The sequence below is a fragment of the Methanospirillum hungatei JF-1 genome (genome assembly GCF_000013445.1).
Classification (GTDB): domain Archaea; phylum Halobacteriota; class Methanomicrobia; order Methanomicrobiales; family Methanospirillaceae; genus Methanospirillum; species Methanospirillum hungatei.
The window spans coordinates 908,567-933,927 of sequence record NC_007796.1 but is presented as its reverse complement, the minus strand read 5'-3'; the positions used below and the strand labels follow the sequence as shown (position 1 = coordinate 933,927).

Here is a 25,361-nt window from a genome sequence, read left to right as displayed (position 1 = left end):
TCTTTTAGTCGTACACACCGGTAAAGACTGATCCATATCGTTCAAATTTAAAATCTGAACGGGTGATTGGATCAGTAGTGAATTTCCACGTTTTTTTCGGCTCCAGATAATCAATCGTTGCATAGGCGTTGCCTATCTGATCTCCGTCAGCATTAAACAGGTTAAAGGTGATTACGATGATATCAATAGTTTTGTCATCTAGATTTCTAATTTCGCCTTTTATATAGGCTTTATCTCTGGCCACCCTGTCGATGTATGTCTTCCGGATGGAAAGATTGACCTGACTGTCTTCTGTGCATTCAAGGTATCCAAAAGGACGGGAGATGAAAAGTCTCCTCCCTTCCGTCTCTTCCTTTTGTATGGTATCCTGGATCTGGTACTGAACAGAGTCATACAATGGAAAAGAATTTCCCGTATCTTCGATAGTAATAACCTGATCTGAGAAGACGGGCGATGAGAACAGAATACATACAACAGCTCCAATGAGAATTGATAGTACAATGACTTCCTTTTTAAGATATTGTAAAATTCTCATATCTCATCCCCCTGCATTCGATAATACCCCATAACAACAGCACCCATTTTGCTAGCTTCTGATCTGTTTACCGTGCCTATAAGACTACCGGTACATAGATTTATTCCTAAGATTTTGTAAAGAGAGGCTCACTTAAAGGTAGAGCAGGTAAGCCGCATTTATATATTGAGGAGCAGAAATATGATGAGGTTTTGGATCTAAGCAGATTTAGAATATTTTTGTGTGATTGCAGGGACGTTATCGTGAATATGTACGGGTACTATGAGACTTATTACCATTCCAATAATAATTCTGGTTGTTTTCATAATATTTGCAGTAATTACTCCGGTACTTCTTCTTGAAGGGATAGAAAATATTCTACCAGCAGATGTCAGACAAAATACTGCGGATATCAGGCAAAATATCGCCCATCTTTTAATTGATGTCTCATCTCTTCTGGGCCGGTATGACACCTGCATTGACCTATATGATTATCTTATATATCGGTATCCTGATGTCGCAGAATACTATGGTAAAAAAGCGATATATCTTCACAGGATTGGAAAATTGGAAGATACCCTTACCGCACTGGACGGGGCAATAGCCCGTGATCCTGAAAATATTGACTATTTACTTCGTAAAGCACGTATAACAAAAGCGCTCTATCGGAATGATGAATCAAATCAGACGTACCATCAGATAGATCAGATAACTCCAAAAACGGCCATTAATTTTGCTTATGCCGGGGATGCTGCACTTGATCAAAGCAGATATATTCAGGCTCTTGAACGGTATACCAACTCTCTTGCATTAAATCCTTTAGATTCTCTCATCTGGGAAAAACGCGGAGATGTCATATTTGCCCTCCTGACAATTCCAACCGCCGGCCTTTCAGCGGATGAACGATTAAGAAATCAGGATCTCTATACGGAAGGTATTCAGAGTTATGAAAATGCCATGAGACTGAAACCAGACAGAGTGCATGAGATAAAAATTAAGATGAACAAGAGATCAGATATTTTTGTTCCGAAATCGATTGCAGAATTGGAATCCCGCTATACCCAGTACCGTTATCTGGGCTGAACTGATATTTTGGTGTGCTCATGAAAGGGATACATTTTTTTCAAGTTGCTTGTATTATTCTGCTGGTTTTACATGCAATCCCATGTGTAATTACCGCTTCTCCATATTCTCATGATAAATGGAAGGAGATACTCGCAATTGGTGAAGATAAAGATTACACCATTGCAGCAGAACTCACTCTGAACATAGAACCTGACCAGTATTATAGAAAACCAGGTGATGAGATTGTTCTTTCCGGAATTCTGAAAGGAATTTTTGGCCCGCTATCAGGTTCTGATATTATTATTGAACGAAAAAACAGCAGCTCTGAAGTTTCTTATCTGAATACAAGTACCAATGATTCAGGGATATTTGTTATTACCGACCTCCTGACTGAACCTGGAATATATTCCTACCAGGCCATATACGAACCAGATCAGAAAGTAAATTCGAAAAATATGAAAAGTGAGAGACTGGAGATTACCTGCATCCAATCTGATACTACAACATCTTTCGAACCTGATGAGAGGTATCTCGGGACAGGTGATCATGAGGTGACACCTTCCGATAAGAAAGGGGGAATTATGGTACACCTAACATCCAATACATCTGGTTTTATACCCGGACAAGCGGTATCATTCTCAGGACAGGTCAGATCAGATGGAGGTCCGATTGCATATGCCAAAGTCTCATTCATACCTGAAGTCGGATTGTCACGTACTGGAGAACCAGTGATATATCAAACCAGGAAAGACGGGACAATGAATGCCACATTTCATCTGACAGACCCTGACTCTCTCTCTTTTTCACTTCTCTACCGGAAGAACAGGAATGAACCGGAATATCAGTCTGATCCGGTATTCCTTGTCCCATCTGATACAGCGATGAACCCACCTGCCCGGATAGTCCATACCTCTGAGACAATTGATGCGTTTATTGATAATACATCAGTCCAATCTATGCAGAATGTCACTCTCTATGGATGGTATTGTAAAAAGGAGGGGGAACCCGGATTCTTATCGGCACTGGATCTTGTATGGTATAATTTTGGTGGGAAAGTCTGGGATCAGTACCCGAACAGTAGTAAAATACTGACAAATGGATATGGGTTCTTTGAATGTACGGTTCCCGCACCTTTTACCCCCGGGATGTATGTGATGGCAGTGAAAAGAGAGGGGAATTCAACCACACCTTCAGCATATTCAAATGTGCTTCCTCTTACGGTTACCCCTCTTGATGAGGAATCTGACGAAGTAATGGATGTTCCGGTGTCTTCTCCGGGTCAGATACTAATAAATGCTACCCCTGTACCGGCACGAGTTTTAGAAGAAGGTACCATATCTGTTGTACTGTCTGGTTTTGACAGCATAGATGCTGATAATTTGCATCTTTCGATATACTCTTCTACAAACAGTATTGACTGGTATCTTTTTGATGAGATCTCATCTGTTTTACCTTCTGAAGAGATCATCATACCAGTTCTGCCTGAAAAGGAAGGATATCTGTACTTCAAAGCAACTGTCGATAATCACGAAGGAGTTACCATTCATTCACCGATACTGGTAATTCCTGTGATACTTTAAAAAAAGATTATACCAGACCAAATAGATGAAGGATCATAAGGAGGATAGCACCAGGTATTCCTGCGATTGCACATACGATCACTGCAATCCATCCTATTTCAATATCCGGAAACCCCAACAAGGGGAATATGTTGAGAAATTTAACGATTCCAAGTAAAAGGAGGCCCAGGATGGAGTTAATAACTAATTTGACAATATTTTGCAAAAGGTGCCAGAGTACGACAAGCACGATCAGACACAGGATGATAAGTATGAGTGTACCAATCATACATTCTCTCTTCAGATATTATTATATTAAACTATCAGAACGGATCTAACATGGAGAATTATACCCGGTACCATCAGGAAGATCTTGTCCAATGTATGTATCAGTATATTTTTCATAAATGTTTTTATAAGGAGTATAGTTAGATGGATGCAATTCGCTTTTTCCGAATATACGATGTTGGAAAGGAGATTGACATCAATCTTCTCGAGAATGCCCTCGCCAGGAGTTATTATACTGCCCGGGCGAACTTTCAGAGGATAAAACCAAAATCTATCAGGATAGAGGAACCTCCGCTTCTCCTTCGGATGCATCCGACTGATGTTACCATGAACGGGGTGCGGTACGATCTATTAGTATCGGCGAGGATTTATGATATCGGGGCCATTAGCCTTTGTTTTGTCTATGAATCATCAGATAAGGATGAAGGAATCTTCGAAGAGATATGCCTTTCTTTTACCAATGAGGAGTTAATATCAGACCTCTTCTCATCATATTTACATACTCTGAAAGAGATACTCCGGCCTCATATATCAGATATTGCGATTGATGATACTTTTTATGAAGATTACATTATATATTTCACAAATAACCATGAAGAACTCATAGATCCCGCAGTCCTTCTCCTTGGTGAGAAAACACGGTTCTCTCATCAGATGAAAGAGGAAATTTTGAAGAACAGTTTGAGTTATACTGAAGAAGATCTCACCATTCTTTCATGGAACGCCGCTCTGTTAAAAAATCCAGAAGTCCCGACTGACCTTTTTGATCTTATCGAATATGCAAATGTGCAGGTATTTGAGCTTCGGTACTATGATCAGGAACTCTCCAATAAGATGGAGAAGATGTATCAGGATATCGAACGTGCTGATCGACTGACATGGCTCAGCCGGATGCGGGTGTATCATCAGATCATGTCTGATCTGATGGAAATCCATGCTGAAGTTTCAGAAATTACCGAAAAAGTAAATAACCTCATAAAGGTGACTGAAGATGTCTATTATGCCAGAGTGTACGCAACTGCCCTGAAGGTATTGCGAAGTCAGCTCTGGAGTGATAGTGTAAATCGGAAGATAGATGTGATTCAGGAAAACTACTCGATGCTTTCTGATGAAGTCCGAATTCAGCATTCAAACTTTCTCGAATGGATAATTATCATACTGATCTCCATTGAACTGGTATTTGCAATCTGGGAGTATATCAGGTAAGAGTATTATGCTGGCACAAAAGGAAGCTATTCGGTCTGATCTTCGGGAACGGAGATGGAGTATTCCTGAAGATATCAGAAAGGAAATGAGTCGTCAGATCTGTCATACTCTCTCGCAGGTCATTCATCCCTGTGAGACGGTTCTTGTATATTGTGCCAAAGAGCCGGAGGTTGAGACCGCCTGGTTTATTGATCATCTCCTTCATCAAGAACGAAAAGTCATCGTCCCTATCATTGAAGAAGAAGATATCGGTCTTCGCTTATCATACATCAATACCCGTGATGTACTAAAACCTAGCACGTTTCATGTCCCAGAACCTGTAGGCTGCGAACTTCCGGCAGATCCGCACCATGTAACCTGTGCCATAATACCTATGCTTGGATTTGATAGATCAGGAGGGAGAATCGGGTATGGGGCAGGTTATTATGATCGTTTTTTATCCGAACATCCTCATATTAAAAGGATAGGGGTTGCCTATTCAGTTCAGGAGGTTCCTACTATTCCGGTTCAGGACCATGATATCAGGATGGATATTATTGTAACAGAAACCTCAACCTATCGGTGCTCTCAGGAAAAATATGACTGCTAAATCAGGGATTCGACTTGAAGTCCGTCGTGCTGCCGAAGAGGATGCAGGAAAAGGGCTTGCACGGATTCATCCGGCAGTAATGCGTGCTCTTGGCATTGTAAATGGGGAATTTATCGAGATTCTTGGTGGAAAGCGGGCAGTTGCAGCAGCATGGAGTTCTCAGAGCACCACTCAAGGCAGAAATGACATCGCGATTGATGGAGAGATTAGAAGTAATGCCGGCTGTGGTATTGATGACCGCGTAATTGTCAGACGTGTTGCTGTTCATGATGTCAGGAAAGTAATCCTGCAGCCGGTTACCAGCATATCACTTAATAATCCTGAGGTTCTCCTTGCAAAAAAATTGCGTGGAAGACCGGTGATTGAGGGTCAGACAGTCAGGATAGATCTTATCGGAAATACCGTTACCTTCATTGTATCAAGTCTTGAGCCACGGGGTACCGGGGTTGTCACGTTTACCACTGAAGTCATTCTGAATGATACCCCGTATCAGACTGAGGAGAAGAAGAGCGAGGAATTATCTATTCACTATGAGGATATCGGCGGTCTTTCAAGAGAAATCAGTCTTATCCGGGAGATGGTGGAGATCCCCCTCCGCTACCCACGAATATTTGAACGTCTTGGTATTGACTCACCAAAAGGAGTGCTCCTGTACGGGCCACCCGGGACTGGAAAAACCCTGCTTGCACGGGCGGTTGCAAGTGAAGTTGATGCCCATTTCATTCCATTATCCGGTCCTGAAGTGATGAGCAGGTATTATGGGGATTCGGAGAAGAAGATCCGTGAGATTTTTGAAGAAGCCAGACAAAAAGCACCATCCATCATCTTTATTGATGAGATAGATTCCATTGCAACGAAACGGCAGGATACCACCGGTGAAGTTGAACGACGGGTGACTGCACAGATCCTGACCATGATGGATGGGCTTGCCTCCCGCGGTCAGGTGGTTGTCATTGCTGCAACCAATATGCCTGACTCGATTGATCCTGCTCTTCGTCGGGGCGGGAGGTTTGACCGGGAGATTGAGATAGGGATTCCGGACCGGATTGGGAGGCTTGAAATCTATCATGTCCACACCCGTACCATGCCCCTTGCAGATGACGTGGATCTTGAGTACTATGCAGAGACCAGTTATGGTTTTGTCGGGGCCGATATAGCACTGCATTGTAAGGAAGCGGCTATGCATTCATTGCGGGGCATCATGAGCCGGATGAGGGAGGATGAGGAAGTCCCTCCAGAGATTATCGATTCATTAATGATCACCAATCATGACTTTCAGGAATCAAGAAAAGGGATTGAGCCCTCTGCAATGCGGGAATTATATATTGAAATTCCTGAAGTTCCCTGGGAGATGGTGGAGGGTCTTGATGCTGAAAAGCATGAGATAGAAAAGATAATTGAATGGCCGGTCCACAGGCGGGACGCGTTTGAGAAACTAAAGATAAAACCACCAAAAGGAATTCTACTCTTTGGACCTCCGGGGACTGGAAAAACTCTCCTTGCCAAGGCCGTCGCTGCCAAATCGCGTATGAACTTTATTTCGGTAAAAGGCCCTGAACTGTTATCAAAATGGGTTGGTGAATCAGAAAAACAGGTACGGGAGGCATTTCGAAAAGCCCGTCAATCAGCTCCATCTATCATCTTTTTTGATGAGATAGATGCACTTGTCCAGCAACGGGGCCAGCAACATACAAATTCACGGGTTGGAGAAAGTGTGTTATCACAGATCCTTACCGAGATGGACGGGGTTGAAGAACTCTCCGGAGTGGTTATCATGGCGGCAACAAACCGACCTGATTTGCTTGATCCTGCATTGCTTCGTCCAGGAAGACTTGAAAAACATATCTATATAAAACCCCCGAATCTGAACGGCAGAAAAGCGATTCTGAAAATTTATTTAAGAGACTTGGGCACTCTTTTGGATGAAAACATTGATTATGATGCCATCGCCAGGGAGATGCGTTATTTTGTAGGGGCTGACATTCATGCCTTTGTGAGGGAAGTTAAGATGAATCTTCTAGATGATGTGTTCACAAAGACAAAAAGACCAGAAGATGTACCCAGGATAACTACCGAATACCTCAAAGAAATATTAACTCATATGCAAGGGACTCTCGATAATAAGAATCTGGAAATTTTTGAATCAGGTGCCTGGGCTCTCTTGTACCCGCGGAGTAAACAACAGGTTCTCCACCGTGCAGTATATATTTTAAAACAGATTGAACGGGCAGGGCTTGTAACGGAACTTACGTCAGATCTGATTCACATTGCTAATGAGCTGCGGGATTTGACATTCTGGGAAGAGAAAAATTTCACCCGTATAGAGGAACTTACTGGCAAAGTTGAGAATCTTTTACATGAATGTATCAACAAGAAGAATGCGGAACCAGAATAACAGATTCTAATGATTTTTCTGTTATTCATAGTGCCTTTTTAGAGAGAATAGTCGATTTAACCATAGTGCATTCTTCAGAGATAAAGGGTCCCTTAAAAAACCTTACTATTTTTGTTCTCCTTTTATGCGCGAAGTTCTCATATCAGATCATGATACATGAAAGAGGGAGTTTAGATCTTATGTGATTTTTCATATCGATGAGATATCCATACCCTGCATAAGAGTTTCTTTCCGGATCTAAATACCCGATAAATTTTTAAATTTTCATTTTTAGTCCTACAATATTGCATGGATTCAGAAAGGAATGATGGAAATAAAATCTACTGTAATAATGCAGGATGTCAAAGTCAGACAAAAAAAATTTCCCCACCACAAAAATCTTGCTGAGGAACTTGATATGAAATAAAACCCAATCTTAAAGTGAGAATTTTACATATGAATGATACCCCACCTGAAGATTTCAAAAATATGGAAGATATATTGCGAAAGATACTCTCCCAGGCATTTGGCAGCGGGCAGCTAAGACCCGGTATGATAGGCGTTAATATCATCATGGCAGGAAATCTCCCCCCAGGATTTCCTTTTCCCGGCGGATCAGGCCCAGGCCATGATATTGAACATCCGCCAATCGAGGTCATCGAATGGGATGGCCGGGTTATTGCCACCTGTGAATTGAGAGGATTATATGACGAACATATAAATGTAGCGATTGCAGAAAACACTCTTCACATCATTGGATTTGATGGGAAGATAAGGTACCGGAGTTCTGCTCCTTTACCACCGGTAGTCGAGTCATCCTGTATCCGAACATTTCGTAATGGTATTCTTGAACTGGTCTATCTTGCACGAACTGCAGAGATTGTTGAAGAGGTTATCAATTCTACAACGACAACCCCAGAAATATCAGGCGAAGAAAAAAAGACTGAATAGATTACCCATATCCGGTAATCTTATATTTCCAGTCTGATGACGCAAGCCGGCATTCTTCTCCGTGAATTACCATATCTTCAACCATTTTTCTGAGCATTGCAGGAAATACTGCACCGACACGAGTCTGAACCGGTTTTCCTCCACAGAAATAGATAAAAGTCGGTGTTGCCATGACACCGTACCGTTCCCCGATGTAATCAAACCTGATAAGATTTAATTTTACAAACGCGATTTCAGTTCCAAAATCCCTGGCAAGTTCCTCTATTGACGGCATGATCCTGATGCAATGAGTACAGGAGGGACTGTAAAACATGACAAAAACAGGTTTTTCATTTCGTTCAACCATTGGTTCCCAGTCAGAATCGGATATATCAACGAGAACGTCCTGTGCCATAAGTAGTCCTTTTCTGTTATCATATATATTCGTTGAGTCAAATTATCAGATCGACCATGACCAGTAATTCACCCGCTCTAATAAACCCGTTTCCCTTTGCTGAACTGACCCCTCATCGACTGGAAGCATTTTTTGATGCAATTTTTGCCATTATCATGACCATTCTGGTCCTCGGACTGGCCCTTCCCGGACAGGCGGATGATCTCTCGCCGGCAGAGATATGCATTGCGATGATTCCACAGATAATCCATTTTGCATTGGCATTTTTCATCCTTGCAGCGTTCTGGGGTGCACATCACCGGACATTTTCTCTGGTAACAAAACTGGATCCTTTCCTCATCAGGCTTACGTTTATCTTACTATTTGTTGCCTGTCTGATCCCTTTTACATCAACCCTGGCCGGAGATAACCATACCGAAGGTCCGGCAGTTCTGTTATTTCATACGAATATGTTACTGCTCGGTCTGATATTTTTTTGTCAATGGGTGTATGTGAACTCTTCACATCTTGCAATCCCTATTCCGGATAATCATTACAGATTTATTCTAACCAAAAGTCTTATAGTCCCATTTGTATCCATTCTGGCAATCATTATGTCTTGTATTGAACCATCATGGAGTTCTATCTGTTACTTTTTTATCCCGGTCTGTGAATTATCATTACTCCATGTAAAAAGCAGGCTATTTCCTCGAGAAGTGAGTGAGAACTCTATAAGCCGGAGAGATGAATCAGTTCTGTTTACTCTTTCTCCTGAATTGTGTACTTCTCTTGATGAAGTAGCTCATGAAATGGAGATATCCAGGGAGGATCTGATAATGCATATTCTATCCGGATGGATGAGATCCCATCGTGTGAACACCGGGCCAGCGGGTTCCTTATGTCAGCTGAACCAGGATCATCCTTCTAAATCTTCCGGACAATCATCGACCGATATTAATAGATAAAAGGATAATGTGTAATCCATGGCTGAAGAATCCTACCGGGAGACTGAAATAGATGGCCAGATAGTGAAATGGGATCCTGACCAGATTCGTAAGATCCAGGAACATCCCTGCTATAGTGAAAAAGCAAGTCATACCTTTGGCAGAGCCCATCTCCCGGTTGCACCAAAATGCAATATCCAATGTAATTACTGCGTTCGCAAATTTGATTGTGTCAATGAAAGCCGCCCGGGTGTTACTAGTGAAGTCTTAAACCCTCAGCAGGCACTCGAAAAAGTCCGCGAAATTATTAATCAGTATCACTTTATCAAAGTTATTGGTATTGCAGGACCGGGAGACCCTCTCGATAATGAAGAGACTTTTGAAACATTTCGGTTGATTCATGAAGCATATCCACACCTTATTCTGTGTGTAAGCACGAACGGCCTTCTTCTTCCAGATAAGATCGATCTTCTGGAAAAATACGGGGTCACCAACATCACCGTAACCATGAATGCAATTGACCCTGATATCGCCGCAAAAATATACCAGTATATCGATTATAAGGGAAGGCGCTATTATTCCAGCCATGAGATGGGAGAGATTCTGGTTTCACGGCAACTTGAGGGAATAAAGATGGCTGTCGCCAAAAAGATGCTTATTAAGGTAAATACGGTTTACATTCCGGGCATTAATGATCACCATATTCCGGATATTGCCAAAAAAATTAGTGAAATGGGCGTATTTATCCATAATATCATCCCGCTCATAGCACAGGCCAAATTCGCTCATATAGCCCCTCCGACGATAGAGGAAAAACTGGCAATGCAGGAGAAATGTAAACCATATGTCAGACAGATGTCACACTGTCAGCGATGCAGATCTGATGCAATCGGCTGTCTTGGCAAAGATATCAACTCCTTTATGGGGAAAAGATAATCTTTTCATACCATATCATATCATTTTTTAAGATTGGCTTCCAATATAGCATAACCCCCCAGGATATGTGGCGGGAGGAATGTATATGAGAAAAATCCTCCCAGTTTTGATTATCATACTCTTTATAGCCTTTGCCAGCGGAGAAGATACAAATCAGACTGTTGATACCATTACCTTAGAGGATCTCATCAAAGAGAATGATTATGTCCTCTCACTAAATCCACAGAATCTGACCGCACTTCAGTATCGTGCACTCATATATTATAATGAAGAAAAATACCCTGAAGCAATTAATACATCTGAACAATGCCTGAAGATAGATCCAACCTGTAGTTTTGCCTGGCATATCATCGGTAGTTCCTGGGGATATCTGAATCAGCCTGATAAGGCCGTTGAAGCATTTCAGAATGTTGTTACATTAAATCCTGATGATCCGATTCAGTATAATGTTCAGGGTGTGGCACTTTCACGGACCGGTAAATTTACCGAGGCGATTCAGGCATTTCAAAAGGCCACCAATCTGAACTCTGGTTACGCGGCGGCATGGAACAACATGGGTGTCACCTATTTTAACATGAAGGAATATGATAAGGCTAATTCTGCATTTGATAAAGCTATTTCATTAAAACCTGATGAACCGGAGTTCTATGCAAATAAAGGATATTCATATCTTCAGAAAGGTGATTATAACGGGGCATTGGGAGTTGCAAAGACTGCGAGAAACATGGATCTTACCTGTGTGCCTGCCTGGTTTGTATCGGGAGAGGCACAATATCATAACCGTAACTGGAAAGAAGCTTTTTACTCCTTTGATGGCGGGTTTAACGCCCTTGCAAAGAATGATCTCTGGTATTATCAGGGATCTAAAAAAACCCGGATAACGAAGGATATGCAGCCAATGGACTCTTATTATGTTGCTATTGCAAGCAATGTCCGGTTTACCGGGATATGGGAACGAACAACGGTAATCAATTATAAGATTAAGCGATACCAGGAGACGATAGATCTCTATGATCAGATTCTGGCCATCACTCCTGATTATGGAGAAGGCTGGAAGAAGAAAGGTGACTCTGCGATAAAGATCAAACGGATAGAAAGTGCCAGGGATTCCTATAAACGGGCTTTGGATCTTCTTCCAAATGATCCGGAGGTGCTCTCTTCATATGGGTATACCACGGGATTACTCGGAGATTATCTGGAGGCAATGAAATATATTAATAAGGCGCTTGAGCTGGAACCCGGGTATACCCGCGGATATCTCTATAAAGGACTTATATTCTCATTTTATGGTCAGAGAGAAGATGCATTATCAGCCCTGCAGAAGGGACTGGAGACTGGTGGGGAAAAATCTGAACTCTACGATGCTCTTGCAAATGTTCAGTTTAAAAATGGAGATACCATAGGTGGGGTTATCAGTACTGTACGAAGTTTAATTGGATTTTAAAAAACTCATGCATGGTATTGTCCGATATCTGCATCTGATATCCCAAGTTCTCTGTCTATCGCTACAATAAGCCTGTTCAGAATTCTTCTGACATCAGTATACATTTCTTTGTCAACCGGTCCACCGGCCTGATGCCAGACAACCTTTTGACGGAGCATCTCTGTCAATTGTTCGACTTCAGTCCCTTTGAATTGTGCAGGAACTTTAAGTTCAGTCAGATAATCCTGGGCACCATACCAGGCCTGTTCTGCCGGAAGAGAAAATTTCACCTTCAGGTGTGTAATATTTACGATAAAGCCACGTCCGAATCTGCTGGAGGGTGTATTGGTTGCCATACCCCTAATTATTGAGAAACAAAGGTATGAAGGTTACATATTTATAGTTTTGATCTGGCGAAGGCTTTCCCCATAAGATAGTATGCAGGAATCATACGGGGATGGGAGAGAAGTGCTTTGATAAGGCCTGATGGACGATCCATATCTCCCTTTCTGGTGATAACTTCCTGCAAATTCGGATGTGACAAGGTTCTTATCAGAGATTCCATATCTTTTTCAGAGATCTTCTGCCGAATTTGAAAGAAGTGAAAACCCCTCAAAATCTCATGACCAAAATCAGCTTTCCAGGCATGTTCATACGATGCCATGGCCTTCGGGCTGAAGTCATCCATTTCAATACACCGGATCGCCACCTCTGCCGCGTGACGGGCTGCCCGGATACCGGTATATACTCCGCCACCTGAGGTAGGTTTTGCCATTGCTGCCGCATCTCCTGCAATAAGTATCCGATCATCATAGGATCTTGTCAAAGTACCAAGAGGGATAGTCCCGCTTACGAAGTGGGTGGCCTTGTTTTGAAAGGGTTTTATAAATTCAGAAAAGCGTTCCTTCACGTGATGAATTCCACAAAGACCTATCCGTGTTTGATCCGGATGCAAGGGGATCATCCATCCGAAAAATTCAGGAGATGCATTTGGATATATCTGCACATGGTCGGGGGGAAGAGCATGGTGCACATCACATTGCAGACCAGAAAGATATACCGGGGCACGGGGTATCCCAACCATCCGGCTAATTGAACTCCGGGGGCCATCTGCGGCGATGAGCATCGAATACGAAACATCCTCTGGTCCATTGACTCCTTTTAGATGTAGAATTCCAGATGTGCGCGAAATACCTGATGCTATCGTCTTCAATTGGATATCAGCACCGGCATCAGCTGCTGCTTTTCCCATCTCATGATCCAGTGCTCCCCGGTCAACCACATATGCCATAGTTCTACCGGCATCAAATGAGCAGGTTGCTTCTCCCGCGTGCACATCCGCACCAGAGACGGTATTGAGGACAGATGAGCAGGAGACTTCGCATTCCCGAAAAGCACTATCAGAGAGCAGACCGGCACATTGTACAGGATATCCGAAATGTGCCTGTTCTTCGATAAGTAACGTTTTAAGACCTGATTTTGCGCAAATTCGGGCGGCTGTGGATCCCACCGGCCCTCCACCTACAATGGCAACATCATATGTCCGGTTCATGTGCTGGTATAGTACTCTTCATAACCGGCAATCAACTCACCGGAGAACAGACCTTTGTACTCGTCACACCAACGTCTAAAGGCAGATGGCGACAGAACCTGAATTCAAATATAAGCAATGTATTATCATTCGTAATGATGTGAAGATGAGTTGTGGGAAAAAATGTGCTCAGGCAGGACATGCGGCAATTGGTGCATATGAAAAAAGTTCGCTGACACTTAAAAAAGCATGGATGAATGAGGGCCAGAAAAAGGTGGTTCTGAAAGCAGCAGATCAAAAGACATTATTTGAACTGAAAACCCTCGCAGAATCAGCAGGAATTGCAGCGGTTCTCATTCAGGATGCGGGAATGACGGAGATACCACCCGGCACTATTACCGCTCTTGGTCTTGGACCGGCGAAATGTGAAGACCTTGATAAAATTACCGGATCCCTCTCATTACTATGATGGAAAGTCCCTGGGATATTGATAGGGAACTTGGTCTCCATTACTATCTGACTGAATCGCCCGGCACCGGGGGAGTACTAAGAGATCTGCCTGATGATTTTGAAGTTCAAGAAATTGCAGACCATACGTATTCCGACGGGCCGTATCTTATCTGTTCACTGAACCGGAGGAACTGGGATCAACACCGTGCAATAAAAGCGATAGCATCCGGACTTGGGATCAGTCATCAGCGGATTGGATTTGCAGGGACGAAGGATAAACGGGCTGTTACCACACAATTTATCTCGATTTATAAGATCAAGGCAGAAGAGATAGCACGGCTTTCAATTCCCGATATTACCTTGACCGCCCTTGGAACATCACAACATCCGATAAAACTTGGAGATCTCCAAGGTAACAGTTTTGCTATTCGTATCAGGAAGATATCTGATTCATCGTTATTAACTTCCCTGGAAAGCTTTCAGAAATCGATCAAGGAAGGTATACCAAATTATGTAGGTTATCAGCGGTTTGGTGTCTCACGACCGGTCACACACCTTATCGGATTTGAGATACTGAAAGGGAATTACCAGGAAGCCGTCAGGGTGATGATTGGAAAACCAGGCTCGCAGATGGAGGATCATGAACAGGAAGGAAGAGCTTGTTATCTAGAAACTGAAGATGCTGCCCGGTGTCTCCATCTTCTCCCTCCCCGGTTATCACTGGAACGTTCAGTTCTACATCATCTGGTACGTTATCCGGGAGATTACCTGGGTGCCATCCTGCAACTCCCCAGGACCCTTCGTTCTATGTATGTGAGTGCGGTGCAGTCATGGATTTTTAATACTACGTTGAGCATGCGTATCCGGGATGGTCATTCATTATTCGAACCGGAAGTTGGGGATTATCTTATCTGGCCTGATGGAAGGACTGATAAAATCACACCGGCGACCATCCATGCAGCGAAGGTTCAGCTTAAAAGAGGTACATGTGCCCTCGCACTGGTTCTCCCCGGAGGATCGTATATTTCTGATGCCGGACCTGATGACAGAAATATCCACACTGTTCTCGAAGAGAAGGGTATTTCAAGTCAGATGTTTGAGAAGGTATCATCTGTTCTTGATACAAAATTTGCCGGATCATTTCGTCCCATGCTGATGAAAACAGATCTGACATATGAGATTATTGATGGAGATCTTCTTGTCAGGTTCTCTCTGCCTCCCGGTCAGTATGCTACAACTATCCTTCGTGAACTCATGAAAGCAGATCCAATGGATATGGTTTGATCTGAATGCTCTTTCAGGATCTGACCACACGCCATTTTGTGATAAGGTTTTCACCAGCCATGAAGTGAGTAATGAGATCCAGTTTCAGAAGATCTGATACATCACGGGGATGAAGGCCGGTGACCAGTGAGGGCGTATCCTCTCCTCCAGCAATGAAGGGAAGATGAATGAGCAGAAGTTCGTCGATTAAGCCTTTTTGGAACATATTGCCATTCAGGGTAGACCCTCCTTCTATCATCAGGGATTGCACGGAATATTTTTCAAAGAGTAAGCGCATCAGAATAGGAAGATCCACGAATTCATCTCCACAGATCTCTATGTAAGCACCCTTTTCTGCCAGAATCGTACACGTTTCCTTATCTGCCCGTGCAGATACTGCGATAATGGTTGGTGCATCAGGTGAGAGGACATTTGCATCCGGAGATATATCTGCTTTTGAAGACGGAATGACCCGGATTGGATTTTTACCTTCTACATGTCTGACGGTCAGAAATGAGTTATCTATCCGGATGGTATTTGCCCCGACCATGATTGCATCAGAATCAGCCCGGATCTGATGGAGCAGTACTTCAGCCTCATGAGACATAAACTGCATCAGGAGCTTTGATGAAGCGCCCCTCGTAACTGTGAGTTTTCCATCAATTGTCACTTCTGATACCAGGGTAACATAAGGGCGGTTTATATGGTCAGACATATGTAGCAGTAATGTTTGATGGAACAGGACTAATATATGCTGTGAGATTTGAACTGATATCCACGATCTCTTAGAGGAAAGTTCATCAGGAGCTGTGCAAAGGTGGCATGTTCATCGGCAGAAATATCTCATATCATTATCAACGACTGAGCGAAGAATGAATATTACTGCATTTCGGTACAGGTTTATCAGGTATCTCGAGCCGATAGCAGAAATATGTAAAAGGGCCGGGCTTTCTCCCAACATAATCACGATATTATCAATTCTGACCGGCTGTATCTGCTCAGTATCCTATATTTTACATTCATACTTTATCGGCAGTCTTTTCCTGTTCTGTTCGGCTATTCTCGATCTCGTCGATGGATCAGTTGCCAGAATGACCGGGAGGGAGACACGGTTTGGGGCAGTTTTTGATTGGATAGCAGATAAATATGTGGATACTATCGTCCTTCTGGGGGTAGGTCTTTCAGGAATTCCCATTATCTCCGGATTTCTGAAGATCTCTCCAGTCTGGGATTTTGGTATTGTGGCAGTTGCCATTATCGGGTCGATGATGAACACATTCATCAAACCAGTTACCTATGCTGAGATTGGATTTACTGAGCGAAAAGAAGGAAAGATTGATGATCCTTTGGAAGGAATCGGATTTTTTGGAAGACCTGAAACTGTCCTGGTGCTCGTTCTTGGAGGTCTTACCGGTTTTATCTGGATATCTGTTCTGATAATTGCTCTCTGTACTAATCTCTCTGCACTTCAGAGGATTGTGTATCTGTACCGACGATACTCTTAATCTCTTTTTCATACGATTGGACAAGATCTCCGGCAAAATCTCCAAGAGCAGGGATGAGCTTGAAAAGGCTGTATGCAAGAAGTATAAGGAATATCAGGGCAACCCCCTCTGCAAAAATATTGTGTGCCCAGAAAAAACTGGAGTATCCATATTCTGTATTCCCCGAAATGTCCGGCAACCATGAAAAAGACTGGCTGGTATATGTGATGATAACTCCAGCATTCCGAAACAGATTCAGGACATAGATGACCGGAGCAATGAGGAGGAATGCAAGACACTTTTGTCTGGTGGTTGTAGGGACTGCTGATGCGACACCAAGCATGATTGCGATAGCCTGAATACCCGTACATGCGAGGATTATTTCAACCCTGAAAAATCCACTTTGAAAGGTGTTCCACAACACAAGATATACAGGGTACCCCAGAAGCTGGAGGACAAGATATGTGTGGTGGACTACGGTTGCTATCAGGTATTTTCCTATCTCTTCTATAAATGCGAATGGCGCATAAATAATAAATGCTACCCCTGCAGCCCGTGTCAGCCTTATAACGGCATCATTCCCCTTCAGAAGAAGCCGTGTAGTAATGATGAGGAAAGGAATAGATAATAGAGCCATCACCGGATATAGGATATTACTATCCTCTATCCACGTCGGGAGACCGCCGATAAAGACGATAATGATTGTTATCCAGGCAATGATGGCTGCATAGGTCCGGTGTCTTCCCGGAACCAGAGCGAACAGGAAAAACAGACAGGAAATGGGAATAAGAAGTTCAAACATTTCCCATATTGTCTGGATGATAATCAGATAATCCTTCTCTCACTGGTATTATCTAACGTTCTGGTATGTCAGGCTGCTGTATGTTTTAAATGTTTCTTTGTCAGACCTTATGTGTATGTTTTGTGAGAAGTGCGGCAAATTATTAAAAAATCAGGCAGGCTCTTTCATCTGTACCTCCTGCGGCTGGGAAAAAGAAGGTCATGGTGAGACAAAGATGAAGATCACCGATAAAAGAAAGGAGAAAGAGATAGTTATCGTCGATGATACCGAATCGGTCCGCACCCTGCCCACCATTGCTGTAAAATGTCCCAATTGTGGGAATGGAGAAGCATTCTGGTGGCTCCGGCAACTTCGGTCTGCTGATGAAAGTGAGGTCCGGTTCTTTCGGTGTACAAATAGTAAGTGTAACCATACCTGGCGTGAGTACGATTAATATTTAGTCATATTATATATTTCCTAAAAATCCAATATTTTTTGTTCCTCTTTTGGAGATTCCCTATTGCAATATATCAAGATAAACCAGATAATTATCAGATATCGTGCGTGAATTGAATAGATATTAATAATATGTGTTAGATTTTACGATTTCCTCTTCTCCGGCCGGATGATATTGATCGCCTGGTCTGCACTGATGTCCTGAATCGGAGTGATTCATGCACCAGACTTTTTACCCAGGAATCCATCGAGACCTCAATCTCTTCAGGTGTCAGATTATACATGCAGGGCCATCGTAAAAGATCTGGTAACTCATCAAGTTCCCATCGACGGTTATCATATCCCTGCTTTTCATCCTTCCCCAGATTACATCTTCCAAGCCCGGTATCGGTGGTGAACACAAAGAATGCACATACAGAACAGGGTCTTATCTGACGTTTTTCTGGCGGCGTTACAACCATGATGCTGTAAAATTATTGGTTGAGGAAGTACTTACAACCCCAGTATCTGAAGATACCACAATACACCAGACAGCCCTGCCACAAATACCAGCACCACCATCCAACGCGGGAGATGAATTAATTCAGGAATGGTCTCAACCGGGAACTGACCGATTGATAGGATTTTATCATTTATGCCCGGATAGAAATGTGCAAACAGACCGGTTCCGATAAGAATTCCAACTGCACCTCCGAGTAGGGCATCCATCTGCCCTTGTCCTATCGCACCGGCCACAGTGCCAGGACAGTATCCGAGAAGGCCAAATCCTATTCCGAATAGTAATCCGCCAATAACACTGGAGCCAATTGAACCCTTAAATGTGTGAAACTCTATCAGATTGAGGCTTTTCATTACATGAATTCCTATCATGCCAACAATCATGGCAGAAACCATCACTTTTACCACGGTAAAATCTGTCAAAAGCAACTGACCGATGATGGTATCATAGTTGGTCACTCCGCCCTTCTGCAGAAAAAAACCAAACCCAATACCAATGAGGAGTCCGAGTATTAACTGAAGGCGCTCATTTGCATGACATTTTGTGAACATAATCAGCCCTCACCATGAATAGAGTATCATAGCCGTCCCGATACCGGCAATAAAAAAACCCATGACTGCAACCAGACTTGCGAGTGATAACTGAGACATTCCTGATATCCCATGGCCGCTTGTGCATCCCCATGACCACCGGGCACCAAGCCCCATCATAATACCTCCCACCAGAGCCATAAGAAAACGCAGGAGAATATTATCTCCGAATGCAGCCTGAAATGTTTGAGGAATAAAAGAGATCTGTAATGTACCTGAAAGAACCGAAGATAAACATGCACCAAGAATAATTCCAAAAACCATCATCCACTGCCATTCTATCTCAGGAGCAAACATTTTGTAGTACTCCTTGTTTTTTACCTTATCTGGGCAGAAAATACTCTCTATCATTCCGGATGTTCTGCTAAATGCAGTACTGCACCCTAAGGGTTTGTTCGAGAAGAGGAATGAGCACCAGAGCAGAACACCTATCCCTGCTCCGGCCAGATATGGAGACCACTCTGTCTCAAAGAGAAGATCAAGCATACCATTGTTCGTCTTTCTTAAGATTTGAATAGATCGTAACTATACAAAAAGATGAATTTACCGGGGTATTTGGGTTTTATTCCGGTTTAACAGGAACGTTAATAGTGAATCAATAAATTCATTTCCTCTTTTATAATGAGATATATTCTGAACTATGTCGTCTTTTGGATAATCCTGATGAGTAATTTCGGTATCTTTTTCCACGAGTTCCAGAAATATTCGGATATCAGATTCATCAAGTTCAGGATGGAACTGGAGACCGACAGTAGTATCGTTATAGATAAATCCCTGATTTGGACAGATATATGATTTGAAAAGATGGATTGCTCGGGGAGGGATTGAGAACGTATCCTGATGCCACTGAAAGACAATCAGATCAGAAGGGATTATTGATGAGAATGGGAGGTTCTCTGTTACATGAGTTGTTCGTGAAACTGAAATCCATCCGTATTCCGGGTATGATAATCTGGTAACCGCCCCTCCCAGAACATCAGAAATGAGTTGTGCACCCAGACAGATACCAAGCACAGGGATATTGCTGTCAATAACGGATCGAATGAATCTCTTCTCCTTGATAAGCCAGGGATATTTCTCATGTTCATAAATATTCATCGGACCTCCCATGATAATCAGAAAGGAAACCTCTTCCACTTCAGGAAGATCATCTCCGTTCCATAAATTGACATCTTTAACCGGTATGGATTGATGATGAAGCCATTTTGAAATATAACAGGGCTGTTCATAGGGGGCATGCTCTAGCGCGAACGCTGATTGGTTACCTGCGTTACAATGAGATGATGACGGTATATTCATAATCAATGTACCTGATTTATTGATTTTTACTCATCATAGTATAGTATGAAAGTACTATGTATCACAGGAATAATTCTGCTGACCTTGATCACTGTTTTTATCAGCACGGTCAGTGCAGATATCCAGGTTGAATCTTCCTATACCACTGGAGATTTGATTGGTATAGCAGGTACGACAAATTTCAATACTGATAATTCAGTTCTCATCGAGATCTGGCCTGCATCATTTGGACCGAAAGGGAAGTATGAGCCTTCCATGGCAGGGGGCGGATCGGTAGTAGTACCGGTTCAGAGTAGAGAGAATTTGGATTATCATTGGAATGGATCATTTGATTCATCAGGATGGGCCCCAGATACGTATATGGTCAGAGCAGAGATCATCGGAAAAGGCTATGTTGAAACTGCAATGTTTGACCTCATGGAAAAAAGTGAGGTGGAGACGACCCCGGCAGATAATGAGGTGCAGTCAGATATAAACCAGACCGAGATTACCACGGTTATAACTCCTATGATACCTGAAGAGACCCCCACAGAGAGTATTCCGGATTCCGTACCGGTTCCAACTCAAAAAAGTCCGTTGAGTGGAGGCACCATAATATTATCCCTGGGCATCCTGACCGTGAGTCTGTTTATGCTGGTGTCTCGTCGATAAATTCGTTTAATTTTCGTTTAAAAAACTTTTCAACCTCAATCATGATCTCTTTTTTCCCACGTGCGGCGATAAGATTCCTGACATCTCCTTCCATATTTGCAAAAGAGAGGGACTCAGCCCGTTCCACGAGCTCTACATCAAATGTATTGATTATCTCACGAATTATAGTCCGCGGAGTCCCCGGGGGAAAAACAAGGTCATAATATTGCTCTTCTTCCATATTTTATAATTTACGATTATTCATGGATGAGCATTTCCTTTTGAATTCGAGGAAGATGTTATCTTCCAATGGCAATACGCCTGGACATGATACATTTACCACCCCTCATTCCACCTATTGGTTTATCCGGCTTTCCAAGGGAATTCATGCACCTGCCCATCAGAGCTGCGCCTCGTGCAAGGCCATCATCGACAAATACCACATGATCTACCGGGTTCTGGAAGAGTTTTCTATCAATAATTCCCTGGAGAATATATTCCGGTTTCTTTCCGGATATTGCAGCCCTGCCAGTGAAACCAATGGAGGTCTCAGGATATATCATACCCAGTTCATGTACCACATCAATCATGCGCAGGGCCATCCTCGAACAAACATGGTCGATAACTTCATTCAGGACCGGTAATGAATATTTCGTGATAATCTCCTTTCCTATCTCACCCAGTTTAGCAAGATTTGTCCCATTGGTTCCTGCATCAACTCCTATCAATGCAACACCTGATTCCATGGCAACTTCTGCATATACCGGCACCATACCATATCGTTTTCGTTCTTTTGGAACCAGTTCAACAGATATCAGGTCATGACAGCGATCAACGTACGAGTTGACTACATCTGATGATTTACGGGATCCAATTGCTGCAGAAAGCCGGCTCTTCTCTCCAAATATGTCAAGGGCAGTTCCGTTCTTTTCATTCACTAGTCCGGTCCCTTTCACGATTGCATCAGGGATTGCTCCGGCCAGACCGCAGAAATTTCCTATGGTTTTAGCAAACGGATTTGTTGACTTCGGATCTACCGGAGAGGTGATCCGACCGTCAAGGGTTGTACCAAAGTCGATAGAGATGCAGGGGTTTCTAAAGTCTACAGGGGTCCATTTTGCACCTTCCTTGATACCCGCCATAGCCAGCTCACCCTCCATCTCATTTGCTACCATCTCAACTCCGGTGGTTCCCTGAGGGGGGACGACTCCTGCGACTGCACCTGAAAAATTTACCCGGTCTGCGAATGAAAAGGGTTGTAATTTCTGAGCCTGATTCATCTTGGACATCGGTGGGGTCATCTTCTTGGGAGGAACCCCTGCCTCAAGGCACCCGTTTGCAAGTGCAATGATAAAATCTCCGACCTGATCAGGAGAATCCATCGCCGCAACGACACCAGTACTTCTGACCACAAAATCAAGGTCTTTTTTGATGTCCAGCTTAGCATCCTTATGACATTTGATAAGCGTGTCACGCACCAACTCGGTTACTGATTCACGTGTCAGTTCAGTGCCGTCCAGGGTCCTGCCAAATATCTCTTCACCAGGACGGGGCGGTCTGACATCGCGGCTCATACTGACAGTTTTATTGATGACATAGCACATTCCGGTTTCAAGATTCACACCGGTCAGGATGCATTTTGTTGTGGTATTTCCCATCTCAACAGAGGCCACAATAAAGTATGGTTTCTCGTTATACTCCCGGCATTCCATACCCGGCCCCCTGATAATCAGAGGTGGGGGAGGACTTTCGACAATGTGTGGTTTCGGAGAGGGTCTCAAAAATTTGTCGAAGATTCCAGGATTCATAAAAACCTGTGATTCGGGGTGTACGATATAGGTTTCGATTTGACTGTCAGGAATAAAGAGTACCTATAAATGGTGCCGACATCAGAACTAATCAGTTATGGCTGATCCGCATTTCTGTCAGAATTGTCAATTCTGTGTTCCGATCTTTGGAAAAAATAAAGAGATATTAAGGCTTGAATGCTGGAGAAACCCCCCAATCCCGGTATATGCCGGGAGTGACAGTGATGGAAAATACAAGATCATTCATATCAGACCAAAAGTTGAATCTACCTGGAAATGTGCTGAGTGGAAAGAAAAGAAGATGGGATTTTGGTGAGTAGCCAGATTTGGATAGTTATGAGTTATGCCAGGCATATTCCAATCCATTATTTTATGAAAACAAGGTGAATTTTGGAAATTCTCCTGCGTCCAACGGGGTGAGATAAGAATTTTCGTTTAGTAATCTTTGAATATTATACGAATACACGGTGTACGTTCGTTTGTAGGTTATACGATTTCCCGCTCTTGTCTCCTCTCCTGATGTATCCAGAGAGAGTGGCTCAGTAATCAGGTAATAGTCAGGATCATTCAGAAATAGTTTTTTGGAATTATCCCATCCCAATCCGGTCGCAAGATACGCTTCATAGGTACCATCTGGAATATCTTTTATTCTGACTGATGTACCCCCGGGAATCAGAATTGCAAAATCCGGATGTGGCCACTGTGGTTTTTTGAGAGCGAAAACAATATCCTGGTTATTGTTTATATTATCGATAATAAGGTTATTTAATCCGCTTTTTGGAACCCGTCCATATATAATTGCACCCGGAACAATTCCGGATTCATCATTTAATGGATTTGTCAGATATACCGGTGGCGGTTCTGTGTGCGGTATCGTAACATAATGTGGGGAACTGACATAGGTCACATTCTCCGATATGAAATCCACATACTCTTCTTTTACTTCAAAAGCACTACTTACTCCCCAACCAAACAGAACCAGACATAAAAATATGACTAATATGGAAATAAATCTGTCATTCCTGAATCCTTTCAATTTAATAACTTTTTTCATACAAGAAAATTATTCATCATAGATAAAAATTTTCTGTCACAGCTCTCATATAACGGGCTTTATCTACTCTTCCGAGTACATATTAAAAAATTATTGAGAGATCTCTATGGTAGTCAGAAAAATTACTGAACGTATTTTCTCTATCGGCACTATTGATTGGGACAGAAGACTTTTTGATAGTTTGATTCCCCTACCTGATGGAACATCATATAATTCCTATCTTATCAGAGGTACTGAGAAAACTGCTCTTATTGACACTGTTGATCCTTCACATGAAGAAGAGTTTATTACTAATATTGTCTGTGCAGGTTGTGACCGGATTGATGCTATCATAATCAACCATGCAGAGCAGGACCATGCCGGAAGTCTTCCAATAATCCTTGAACTGTTTCCTGGAGCAAAAGTATATTGCACAGAAAAATGCAAGGATCTCATCGGGCACCTGCTCTCTATTCCTGCAGGCAGAGTGCAGGTTGTAAAAACCGGTGATTCTCTAAACCTTGGAGGAATGACTCTTCAGTTCTTCGAATATCCCTGGATTCACTGGCCGGAGACCATGATTACCTACTGCCCGGAAGATAAAATCCTCTTCTCCTGTGATCTCTTCGGATCCCATTATGCCACATCCTCCCTTTATATGGATGAACCATGTCGGACAGAAATATCGGCCAAACGATATTACGCAGAAATTATGATGCCATTCCGTTCGAGCATCAGTAAGTATCTGGAACCCATTTCCCAGATGGATCTTGCAATCATTGCACCCAGTCACGGCCCCTTACACAATAATCCAAAGTGGATATTAGACAGATACAAAGAATGGACCTCTGATACCGTTAAAAATAAGGTATTAATTCCCTTTGTATCGATGCATGGCAGTACTGAGCGTATGGTTCGGATGCTGACCGACCTGCTCATGGAACGGAATATCGGAGTAAAACCATTCAATCTGACTGATGCAGATAGCGGACTTCTTGCAATGGAACTGGTTGATGCTGCCACTGTGGTTCTTGCAACCCCTACAGTCCTGTTCGGTCCGCATCCGGCAATGGTCAATGCCGCCTATCTTGCAAATCTGGTAAAACCAAAAACCAGGTTTGCAACTATTATCGGTTCATTTGGGTGGGGAGGAAAAACAATTGACGTAATCCAGTCCATGATACCTCATATCAAGGCTGAAATTCTTCCCCCGGTTTACATCCAGGGTGCACCTGATGAAAAAACCAGGGATGAACTCATGAAACTTGCCGATATGATAGCAAGCAAACATGCCTCTGAACCAGCAATATTATAA

30 protein-coding genes are annotated in these 25,361 nt (G+C 42.9%); 16 read left to right on the top strand and 14 right to left on the bottom strand.

Going from position 1 to position 25,361, the window contains the following annotated elements:
- Positions 1 to 4: 4 nt before the first annotated feature.
- The gene (locus tag MHUN_RS04305; RefSeq protein ID WP_011447854.1) at positions 5 to 535 is read right to left on the bottom strand and encodes an FxLYD domain-containing protein; all 531 of its coding nucleotides are present in this window, start codon (positions 533 to 535) and stop codon (positions 5 to 7) included.
- A gap of 261 nt (positions 536 to 796) precedes the next feature.
- On the opposite strand from MHUN_RS04305, the gene MHUN_RS04300 reads away from it, so the two are divergent.
- Together MHUN_RS04300 and MHUN_RS04295 are read left to right on the top strand one after the other, a co-directional pair.
- Positions 797 to 1,597 (top strand): tetratricopeptide repeat protein, encoded by an 801-nt coding sequence (locus tag MHUN_RS04300; RefSeq protein WP_011447853.1) that lies wholly within the window; start codon positions 797 to 799, stop codon positions 1,595 to 1,597.
- A gap of 20 nt (positions 1,598 to 1,617) precedes the next feature.
- Complete coding sequence (locus tag MHUN_RS04295; RefSeq protein ID WP_011447852.1) at positions 1,618 to 3,159, top strand: hypothetical protein; 1,542 nt, start codon at positions 1,618 to 1,620, stop codon at positions 3,157 to 3,159.
- A 7-nt stretch (positions 3,160 to 3,166) separates the two neighbouring features.
- Here the strand turns inward: MHUN_RS04295 and MHUN_RS04290 are convergent, their stop codons facing one another.
- On the bottom strand, positions 3,167 to 3,427 hold the full coding sequence (locus MHUN_RS04290; RefSeq protein ID WP_011447851.1) for a pro-sigmaK processing inhibitor BofA family protein: 261 nt from the start codon (positions 3,425 to 3,427) through the stop codon (positions 3,167 to 3,169).
- Positions 3,428 to 3,570: 143 nt separating this feature from the next.
- Here MHUN_RS04290 and MHUN_RS04285 point away from each other — a divergent pair, with 143 nt between their 5' ends.
- The 4 genes from MHUN_RS04285 to MHUN_RS04270 all read left to right on the top strand — a co-directional run bounded on the left by MHUN_RS04285 (position 3,571) and on the right by MHUN_RS04270 (position 8,546).
- On the top strand, positions 3,571 to 4,632 hold the full coding sequence (locus MHUN_RS04285) for a hypothetical protein (RefSeq protein WP_011447850.1): 1,062 nt from the start codon (positions 3,571 to 3,573) through the stop codon (positions 4,630 to 4,632).
- A gap of 7 nt (positions 4,633 to 4,639) precedes the next feature.
- Positions 4,640 to 5,221, top strand: a complete 582-nt coding sequence (locus MHUN_RS04280) for a 5-formyltetrahydrofolate cyclo-ligase (protein WP_011447849.1) — start codon at positions 4,640 to 4,642, stop codon at positions 5,219 to 5,221.
- Positions 5,211 to 7,616, top strand: a complete 2,406-nt coding sequence (locus MHUN_RS04275) for a CDC48 family AAA ATPase (RefSeq protein WP_011447848.1) — start codon at positions 5,211 to 5,213, stop codon at positions 7,614 to 7,616. The genes MHUN_RS04280 and MHUN_RS04275 overlap by 11 nt, the downstream gene beginning before the upstream one ends.
- 468 nt (positions 7,617 to 8,084) lie before the next feature.
- Complete coding sequence (locus tag MHUN_RS04270; RefSeq protein ID WP_143709349.1) at positions 8,085 to 8,546, top strand: Hsp20/alpha crystallin family protein; 462 nt, start codon at positions 8,085 to 8,087, stop codon at positions 8,544 to 8,546.
- Between the two features lies 1 nt (position 8,547).
- Here MHUN_RS04270 and MHUN_RS04265 read toward each other — a convergent pair whose 3' ends face one another.
- Positions 8,548 to 8,940 carry a thioredoxin family protein gene (locus MHUN_RS04265; RefSeq protein ID WP_011447846.1) on the bottom strand — a complete coding sequence of 131 codons (393 nt, stop codon included), beginning with the start codon at positions 8,938 to 8,940 and terminating at the stop codon, positions 8,548 to 8,550.
- 56 nt (positions 8,941 to 8,996) lie between these two features.
- On the opposite strand from MHUN_RS04265, the gene MHUN_RS17215 reads away from it, so the two are divergent.
- The 3 genes from MHUN_RS17215 (at position 8,997) to MHUN_RS04250 (ending at position 12,243) form a co-directional block, all read left to right on the top strand.
- Complete coding sequence (locus tag MHUN_RS17215) at positions 8,997 to 9,884, top strand: TMEM175 family protein (protein ID WP_011447845.1); 888 nt, start codon at positions 8,997 to 8,999, stop codon at positions 9,882 to 9,884.
- Positions 9,885 to 9,902: 18 nt separating this feature from the next.
- Positions 9,903 to 10,799 carry a nitrogenase cofactor biosynthesis protein NifB gene (gene nifB, locus MHUN_RS04255; protein ID WP_011447844.1) on the top strand — a complete coding sequence of 299 codons (897 nt, stop codon included), beginning with the start codon at positions 9,903 to 9,905 and terminating at the stop codon, positions 10,797 to 10,799.
- Between the two features lie 85 nt (positions 10,800 to 10,884).
- Positions 10,885 to 12,243 (top strand): tetratricopeptide repeat protein, encoded by a 1,359-nt coding sequence (locus MHUN_RS04250; protein WP_011447843.1) that lies wholly within the window; start codon positions 10,885 to 10,887, stop codon positions 12,241 to 12,243.
- Between the two features lie 5 nt (positions 12,244 to 12,248).
- On the opposite strand, the gene MHUN_RS04245 is transcribed toward MHUN_RS04250, so the two are convergent.
- Both MHUN_RS04245 and MHUN_RS04240 read right to left on the bottom strand, forming a co-directional pair.
- Complete coding sequence (locus tag MHUN_RS04245; protein ID WP_011447842.1) at positions 12,249 to 12,578, bottom strand: hypothetical protein; 330 nt, start codon at positions 12,576 to 12,578, stop codon at positions 12,249 to 12,251.
- Positions 12,579 to 12,619: 41 nt separating this feature from the next.
- Complete coding sequence (locus MHUN_RS04240) at positions 12,620 to 13,774, bottom strand: NAD(P)/FAD-dependent oxidoreductase (protein WP_011447841.1); 1,155 nt, start codon at positions 13,772 to 13,774, stop codon at positions 12,620 to 12,622.
- Between the two features lie 85 nt (positions 13,775 to 13,859).
- Here MHUN_RS04240 and pth2 point away from each other — a divergent pair, with 85 nt between their 5' ends.
- Complete coding sequence (gene pth2 / locus MHUN_RS04235; RefSeq protein WP_011447840.1) at positions 13,860 to 14,222, top strand: peptidyl-tRNA hydrolase Pth2; 363 nt, start codon at positions 13,860 to 13,862, stop codon at positions 14,220 to 14,222.
- Positions 14,219 to 15,487, top strand: coding sequence for a tRNA pseudouridine(13) synthase TruD (gene truD, locus MHUN_RS04230; RefSeq protein WP_011447839.1), 1,269 nt, complete (start codon positions 14,219 to 14,221; stop codon positions 15,485 to 15,487). The genes pth2 and truD overlap by 4 nt, the downstream gene beginning before the upstream one ends.
- Positions 15,488 to 15,500: 13 nt before the next feature.
- Here the strand turns inward: truD and MHUN_RS04225 are convergent, their stop codons facing one another.
- Complete coding sequence (locus tag MHUN_RS04225; RefSeq protein ID WP_011447838.1) at positions 15,501 to 16,181, bottom strand: RibD family protein; 681 nt, start codon at positions 16,179 to 16,181, stop codon at positions 15,501 to 15,503.
- Positions 16,182 to 16,338: 157 nt separating this feature from the next.
- On the opposite strand from MHUN_RS04225, the gene MHUN_RS04220 reads away from it, so the two are divergent.
- Complete coding sequence (locus MHUN_RS04220; protein WP_011447837.1) at positions 16,339 to 16,971, top strand: CDP-alcohol phosphatidyltransferase family protein; 633 nt, start codon at positions 16,339 to 16,341, stop codon at positions 16,969 to 16,971.
- Here the strand turns inward: MHUN_RS04220 and artA are convergent.
- On the bottom strand, positions 16,919 to 17,752 hold the full coding sequence (gene artA, locus MHUN_RS04215) for an archaeosortase A (protein ID WP_011447836.1): 834 nt from the start codon (positions 17,750 to 17,752) through the stop codon (positions 16,919 to 16,921). The genes MHUN_RS04220 and artA overlap by 53 nt on opposite strands.
- Before the next feature lie 109 nt (positions 17,753 to 17,861).
- On the opposite strand from artA, the gene MHUN_RS04210 reads away from it, so the two are divergent.
- Positions 17,862 to 18,185, top strand: coding sequence for a transcription factor S (locus tag MHUN_RS04210; protein WP_011447835.1), 324 nt, complete (start codon positions 17,862 to 17,864; stop codon positions 18,183 to 18,185).
- 139 nt (positions 18,186 to 18,324) lie between these two features.
- Here MHUN_RS04210 and MHUN_RS04205 read toward each other — a convergent pair whose 3' ends face one another.
- Genes MHUN_RS04205 through MHUN_RS04190 form a run of 4 tightly spaced genes read right to left on the bottom strand, consistent with a single transcriptional unit; the run spans position 18,325 to position 20,575 of the window.
- The gene (locus MHUN_RS04205) at positions 18,325 to 18,648 is read right to left on the bottom strand and encodes a hypothetical protein (RefSeq protein WP_011447834.1); all 324 of its coding nucleotides are present in this window, start codon (positions 18,646 to 18,648) and stop codon (positions 18,325 to 18,327) included.
- Between the two features lie 31 nt (positions 18,649 to 18,679).
- Positions 18,680 to 19,237, bottom strand: coding sequence for a YeeE/YedE thiosulfate transporter family protein (locus MHUN_RS04200; protein WP_011447833.1), 558 nt, complete (start codon positions 19,235 to 19,237; stop codon positions 18,680 to 18,682).
- A 9-nt stretch (positions 19,238 to 19,246) separates the two neighbouring features.
- Positions 19,247 to 19,762 carry a YeeE/YedE thiosulfate transporter family protein gene (locus MHUN_RS04195; RefSeq protein ID WP_011447832.1) on the bottom strand — a complete coding sequence of 172 codons (516 nt, stop codon included), beginning with the start codon at positions 19,760 to 19,762 and terminating at the stop codon, positions 19,247 to 19,249.
- A 57-nt stretch (positions 19,763 to 19,819) separates the two neighbouring features.
- Positions 19,820 to 20,575, bottom strand: a complete 756-nt coding sequence (locus MHUN_RS04190; protein ID WP_011447831.1) for a type 1 glutamine amidotransferase — start codon at positions 20,573 to 20,575, stop codon at positions 19,820 to 19,822.
- Between the two features lie 45 nt (positions 20,576 to 20,620).
- Between MHUN_RS04190 and MHUN_RS04185 the strand changes: the two genes are divergently transcribed.
- Positions 20,621 to 21,226 carry a hypothetical protein gene (locus MHUN_RS04185; RefSeq protein ID WP_011447830.1) on the top strand — a complete coding sequence of 202 codons (606 nt, stop codon included), beginning with the start codon at positions 20,621 to 20,623 and terminating at the stop codon, positions 21,224 to 21,226.
- Here the strand turns inward: MHUN_RS04185 and MHUN_RS04180 are convergent.
- Positions 21,204 to 21,446 (bottom strand): hypothetical protein, encoded by a 243-nt coding sequence (locus MHUN_RS04180; RefSeq protein WP_011447829.1) that lies wholly within the window; start codon positions 21,444 to 21,446, stop codon positions 21,204 to 21,206. The two genes, MHUN_RS04185 and MHUN_RS04180, sit on opposite strands and share 23 nt — an antisense overlap.
- Positions 21,447 to 21,504: 58 nt before the next feature.
- Positions 21,505 to 23,013, bottom strand: a complete 1,509-nt coding sequence (locus MHUN_RS04175) for a methanogenesis marker 14 protein (protein ID WP_048067271.1) — start codon at positions 23,011 to 23,013, stop codon at positions 21,505 to 21,507.
- A gap of 97 nt (positions 23,014 to 23,110) precedes the next feature.
- Here MHUN_RS04175 and MHUN_RS04170 point away from each other — a divergent pair, with 97 nt between their 5' ends.
- Positions 23,111 to 23,329, top strand: a complete 219-nt coding sequence (locus tag MHUN_RS04170) for a hypothetical protein (protein ID WP_048067270.1) — start codon at positions 23,111 to 23,113, stop codon at positions 23,327 to 23,329.
- 54 nt (positions 23,330 to 23,383) lie between these two features.
- Here the strand turns inward: MHUN_RS04170 and MHUN_RS04165 are convergent, their stop codons facing one another.
- Entirely contained in the window at positions 23,384 to 24,067 is a 684-nt protein-coding gene (locus tag MHUN_RS04165; RefSeq protein ID WP_011447827.1) for a hypothetical protein, read from the bottom strand.
- A gap of 106 nt (positions 24,068 to 24,173) precedes the next feature.
- On the opposite strand from MHUN_RS04165, the gene MHUN_RS04160 reads away from it, so the two are divergent.
- Entirely contained in the window at positions 24,174 to 25,361 is a 1,188-nt protein-coding gene (locus tag MHUN_RS04160; RefSeq protein ID WP_011447826.1) for an FprA family A-type flavoprotein, read from the top strand.